The organism is Desulfovibrio sp., assembly GCF_035644575.1.
GTDB lineage: Bacteria > Desulfobacterota > Desulfovibrionia > Desulfovibrionales > Desulfovibrionaceae > Desulfovibrio.
Genome location: NZ_DASQOG010000163.1, coordinates 1 through 5,557, shown reverse-complemented (window position 1 = coordinate 5,557; position 5,557 = coordinate 1). Strand labels below are relative to the sequence as shown.

3 protein-coding genes are annotated in these 5,557 nt (G+C 57.3%); 1 reads left to right on the top strand and 2 read right to left on the bottom strand.

The window, feature by feature from the left end; translation table 11 throughout:
- Nucleotides 1–49 precede the first annotated feature (49 nt).
- Nucleotides 50–658, top strand: coding sequence for an indolepyruvate oxidoreductase subunit beta (locus tag VEZ52_RS09500; RefSeq protein WP_324836594.1), 609 nt, complete (start codon nucleotides 50–52; stop codon nucleotides 656–658).
- 111 nt (nucleotides 659–769) lie between these two features.
- Here the strand turns inward: VEZ52_RS09500 and VEZ52_RS09495 are convergent, their stop codons facing one another.
- Together VEZ52_RS09495 and VEZ52_RS09490 are read right to left on the bottom strand one after the other, a co-directional pair.
- Complete coding sequence (locus VEZ52_RS09495) at nucleotides 770–2,524, bottom strand: methyl-accepting chemotaxis protein (RefSeq protein ID WP_324836593.1); 1,755 nt, start codon at nucleotides 2,522–2,524, stop codon at nucleotides 770–772.
- 49 nt (nucleotides 2,525–2,573) lie between these two features.
- Complete coding sequence (locus VEZ52_RS09490; protein WP_324836592.1) at nucleotides 2,574–4,466, bottom strand: bifunctional diguanylate cyclase/phosphodiesterase; 1,893 nt, start codon at nucleotides 4,464–4,466, stop codon at nucleotides 2,574–2,576.
- Nucleotides 4,467–5,557 lie beyond the last annotated feature (1,091 nt).

Sequence of the window (5,557 nt, the reverse complement as noted above, 5' to 3'; positions counted from 1 at the left end):
GCAGGTTGCGCCCACGGCCTTCAAGGCGCGGAAGCGGTAGGGAGATATTATGAAGACACAAGAAATGCAGAAGCGGATGCGTATATTCTTTACCGGCGTGGGCGGTCAGGGAACCCTGACGGCCACAACCCTGCTGGCCCGCACGGCTCTGGAAGCCGGACTGGATGTGGTGGCTGGCGAAGTGCACGGCATGGCCCAGCGCGGCGGCGTGGTGGAATCTGTCATGCTGCTCGGCGGCTGGCGTTCTCCCAAGCTGGACTACGGCGAAGCCGATGTGCTGCTTGGCTTTGAACCGCTGGAAACCCTGCGCGCCCTGCCCTATTTGCAGCCAGGCGGCGCTATCTTTTCCAGCAGCGATGCCCTGCCGCCCCTCAGCGTTGCGCTGGGCAAGGCAGAGTACCCCGACATGCCGCACATCATGGAAAAGGCCCGTCAGGTCGCGGGGCAGTGCCACTTTGTGCCCTGCCGCGAGCTCGGCATGCAGGCTGGTTCCGTACAGAGCGGCAACACCGTGCTCCTGAGCGTGGTCTGCTCTTCAGGCGTGCTGCCCTTTGGCGTGGACGCGCTGGAAGCCGCCATCAAAAAATTCCTGCCCCCGAAATTGCAGGAATCCAACCTCAAGGCACTGGAACTGGGCAAAGCCTACGTGAATAAATAGCGCCTTGCGTGCAGGCCCGCCACAGCGGCGGCGCTTGAGCGTGATCCATTATGAACGCAAGAAGCCCCTTCATTGAAGGGGCTTCTTTTTTGTGACGGGATAATTTTTGCCTCAGCAGTTCTGCATCTGCTCAATGAGGCCTTCAAGATTTCGGGCCTGGGCAGAAAGCCCCGCCACTGCGCGCGAAGCAGCGCTCATGGCAACAGCTGTCTGCCGCGAAAGACTGGTGACATCCCCGATGGTGCGGTTGATCTGGTCAGTGGCCACAGCCTGCTGCTCACTGGCGGTGGCAATGGCGCTGACCTGATTGGCGGTTTCTTCCACCGTTCCCACAATGCCCTCCAGCGCCTGCCCTGACTGCTGGGCAGCTTCGGTTGCCAGCGAGATGCCTTTTACCGCTTCCTCCACAGAGGCGGCGCTATGGGCCACACTTTGCTGAATAGCCTTGATGGCCGTATCCACATCATGGGTGGAAGCCATTGTTTTTTCCGCCAGTTTGCGCACTTCGTCCGCCACCACGGCAAAGCCCCGCCCGGCGTCGCCAGCCCGTGCGGCTTCAATGGCGGCATTGAGGGCGAGCAGATTGGTCTGATCCGCAATATCCGAAATTACGTTCATGATTCTGGTAATCGCATGCGCATGCCCGCCAAGCTGCTCCATATCATCCTTAAGGCGCAAGGAGGTGGAACGCACAGTTTCAATACTCTCCAGAGCGTGGCGAACCACCTTGGCCCCGTCCTCTGCTTTTTGGCGGGTTTCTGCCGAGGAGTCAGAGGCCACGGAGGCATTCTGCGCTACCTCGCCCACGGTGGCGTTCATCTGCTCCATGCCTGTGGCGGCTTCCGTGAGCCTTTGGGCCGTGCTGTCGGCGCTTTCTTCTGCCTGCCGGATGGTTTCGCCCACCTGACCGGAGGCAGTGGCCACAACATGGGTCACTTCTTCCAGCGCCTCGGCCACCTGCTGCATGGCTTCTGTTTTCGCCCGGGCATCGTGCTCCGCCGCCTCAGCCTGTTGCAGGGCGGCATTGGCCCTGGCGGATTCTTCCCGCGCTTTTTCCGACTCACTGCGCGCGCTTTCTATATGCGCCTTCAAAGCCTGAACCATGAGCACCAGCGAGGCGTACACCCCCTGCTGGCGGCCTGAGTGCTCAAGATCGTAATCCCCTTCTGCCACGCGCCCCGCTATGAGCTGCAGCTGCGCGGGGTCTTTGCCGAGCTGGCGCTTGATGGCAAGCGTGATGCCCGCCGTAACCGCAATGCTGAACAGTATGCCCACGATGGCAAGCGCGGCTCCGGCCATGCGCGACTGGCGCGCAATTTCCTGCGCGCCAGTCGCAGCCTCCTGACTACGCTGCACATCGTGCTGCACAAGCTGGTCAAAATAGCGCGCAAGGCGGATGAAATCGGCCCGGCTGCGGGTAAACAGCGCAATGGAGCCATCCGTATCACCCTCGCCCGCCAGCCGGATAATTTCTTCGCGTGTGGATTCCTCCGCGCGCAACTGGGCCGTGATGTTGCCCCACAGCTCGTCATCTACCGCTTCGCCTGACTGTTTACGGGCTTCAATCAATGCCTGATAAGCCTCGGCGTGCTGCGCAAACTGCTTGAGTGCGCGCTTGATGCGGTCGCGATACTCGGCAATGGTGACTCTATCCGTATGCGGAGTAAGCGCCGCCAGATCGGAACGGGCCGAATACAGCAACGACGTCATGGTCTGCACCGCCACAAGCGACGGCACATACTGCTGATCCATATGGCTGACGGCGTGATCAATACGGTCGGTATTGACGTAATACACGCCGAACAGCGCCAACATAAGAACAATGATGCTGCTGAACGAAAAAACCAGTTTCGTGGTCAGCTTCATGAACACTCCCGTAGTTTGCTTGCTGCCGCCGTGGAGACGGCAATAATCGTTACGCTTCAAGCTGGTAGTTGCTGCCGCTGATGCGTTTGCACTGCTTTTTCAGCGTGGCTGCGGCCCGCGCCAGATCAAAGCTGCTCTGAAAGTTGCTGGCCTTGACGCCGACAATGGTCAGGGACATGAGCGGGAAGCGCTCCTCAATATTGCTGCGGCTTTTGCCCTCAATGTAACCGCGCTGGACGTCATCGGCGCTGTAAAAGGCAGGCACGCTGTCGTTAAAGGCTGAGATAATGGTTTCACACACGCTGGGGGCTGCCTGGGTGTCTGTTACTGCGATAAAATCATCACCGCCGATGTGACCCACAAAGTCATCCTCGCTTGCGCTTTCCTTGATGATGGAAGAAAGGCGCTTGAGCGCCCTGTCCCCATTTTTAAAGCCGTATTTGTCGTTGTAAGCCTTGAAGTTGTCGATATCGAAATAGAGAACAATGCGCGGCAAACCGAGGCGCACAAGGCGCTCCAGCTCGATATCTATGAGCGCGTTGCCGGGCAGTTCTGAAAGAGGGTTGAGCTGGCGAGCATTGGCGACCTCAAGCTCAATGCTTTTTTCGAGCAGCTCCTTGACTGTCACCACGCCCTGATAGCGGCCCTCGCGGGTTACGGTAACAAAGTCATAGAGTTTGGCGTCATCACGGCGCATGGCCTGCCGCGCGACCAGATCAATGGTGCACTGGTGGTCCACGCACAGAAAGGAGCGGTCCATGACCGCCTCCACGGCTTTGTCGGCAAAAAGGGAAAAACCGAACCTGCCGCTCAGTTGCTCGTGCAGGCGGTTGCGCGTGAGCGCTCCAACGGGAATCTCTCCCATGACAACGCACAGGCCGTTGAGCTTGCTGTTTTTTTCAAACAGATCAACCACGCTGCGTATGGGCATGTGCGGCGGAACAACCGTGCCAGGGCGGCAAATGTGCCGCACATGGAACTTGTGGACGCGTGCGCCGAAAAATCTGTTTTTGATCTTGTTTTCGCGGTGAATGACCTGTAAGGCCAAGGGATCTACGGCCCGAGGCGTGGGATCTGGCCTGCGGAGAAAATACCCCTGCCCGTAGGGCACATCAAAACTGATGAGTGTTGCCAGCTCTTCTTCGGTTTCTATGCCCTCGGCAATGATGCGCGTATTGGTGAGCGCCGCAAATTCCTGCATGCTCTTGATGAGCGCCTGCCGCGTGAGGTCTTTATCCACACCTCGAATGAGCTGCATGTCGAGCTTGATAAAGTGCGGCTGCACGTCAGATATGAGGTTGAGACCGGAATAACCTGCGCCCGCATCATCAATACTGATTTGGTAATTCTGGCCTTTGTAGTGCTCGATAATCTGTTTGAAGCCGCGCAGGTTCACAACCGATTCGCGCTCGGTGATTTCAAAAACGATATCTTCGGCGCTGATGGCAAAACGGGTCAGGTATTCCTTGGTGAATCCCATACCAAAATGGGAATCCTGAATAATGTTGGGATTTACATTGAGGAACAAGCGGATGCCCGTCGGCATCTGACGGGCGGCCCGCAGGGCGCTGCGCCGAAAAAGATGCTCCAGCTCCAGCATGCGCCCATTTTCCAGCGCGCGCTGAATGAGAGCCTCGGGATTTTCAAGCGGAGTGCCGGCAGGTCCACGACCAAGCGCCTCATAGCCAAAGACAGCGCCATCACGGAGGGAAACAATGGGCTGGAGCACGCTGGTGATGGTCTGGTTCTGAAGGACATCCAACAAAGCCTGACAGCGCTGCTCGTCATCGGCAGCAACAACCGGCAGCGCAGTTGATGCAGGTGGAGGAACCAGAGCAGTCGCGCGGCATGGATGTGGGTGCGCATCTGCCAAACTTGCAGGATGCAGCGGCAGATCGCAAAAAGTTTCTACAAATAAATCCTGCGCGGAAGAATCGGGCATGACCCCCTCCACATAAATTGCTGTGATGGCTGGGCTGCGGCCAGTTTAAGCGAAGCGGACTGCGATATTAATTTTCAGCAGGCGCGGCACGTAGACTCGTAGTCACAAACATCACTAAGCCGATACTATGGCGGGTCTGTTACAGATATAATTGATTTTAGCGGCGAATTGGATTCGTCAGGAATAATTGGAAAAGACTGTTACCTAAAAGAAGGAGGAAATTGAGCTCATTGTTACAACCTCATGACGCGACTTTTTACGGCAATGTTACGGAGGGAAGCGTTCCCTTGAGCTGGGGGCAGATTTTAATTGGAGTTTAGATGGGTGGGACGGATGGCCTTTAGTGATTGCCGTGTCCGGCGCGGCAATGTTGCCAAGAACGATTTGCTTGGCTCGACTTAATTCTATTTATTGCCCTTCAGGCACTTGATTCCGCATCCTGTAGCGCGCTTTCACCTCAACGGCCTGGGATTTACCTCTCGGCTGTGATGATCCTTTAAATATTAACTGCCCTTCGGGCACGAGATTCCGCCGTCCGGCGGAGTTTGGGACGCCTGTGCGGCGCGCAGCAAGGCGGGGCCGGTTATGGGGCTACGCCCCCTTCGCGGCCCCCCTTGCATCCCCCCCGAAGCACCCCCAAAGAGAGACTATCAATAACCCCAGTGTGGCGAGGGCAACGCGGCTGTAGCTGCGGGAGCTTCCTTCCCTCGCTGCGCTCGCTCAGGTGATCTCCCTCCGCGCCGCGTAAATGCCAGATAGCGCTTTTGCTTTGGATAAAGGCCGTTTCAGCCAACAATTCCGATACCATTATGCACTGAAAGCTGGTCGTTGGCTCAAGCTGTCTCGCAACAATAGCGGGAATGATATGAAAGGGTTGTGGCGCCGCCTTCCATCTTGCCTTTTGCAGGTCGTGATTAGGAGAGGGTTGTGGCGTCGCCTTCCTTAGACTTGCCGGAGCGGAGGCGGAGGCGATGTGCTGGTGTTGGGCGAATTTGCAAAATACGCATTTTGCGACCTGAAAAGGAAGCGCCGGGATTTTGAGCGCAGCGTACTCAAGTACGTGAGCATCAAAATTCCGGCGCTGACGCATT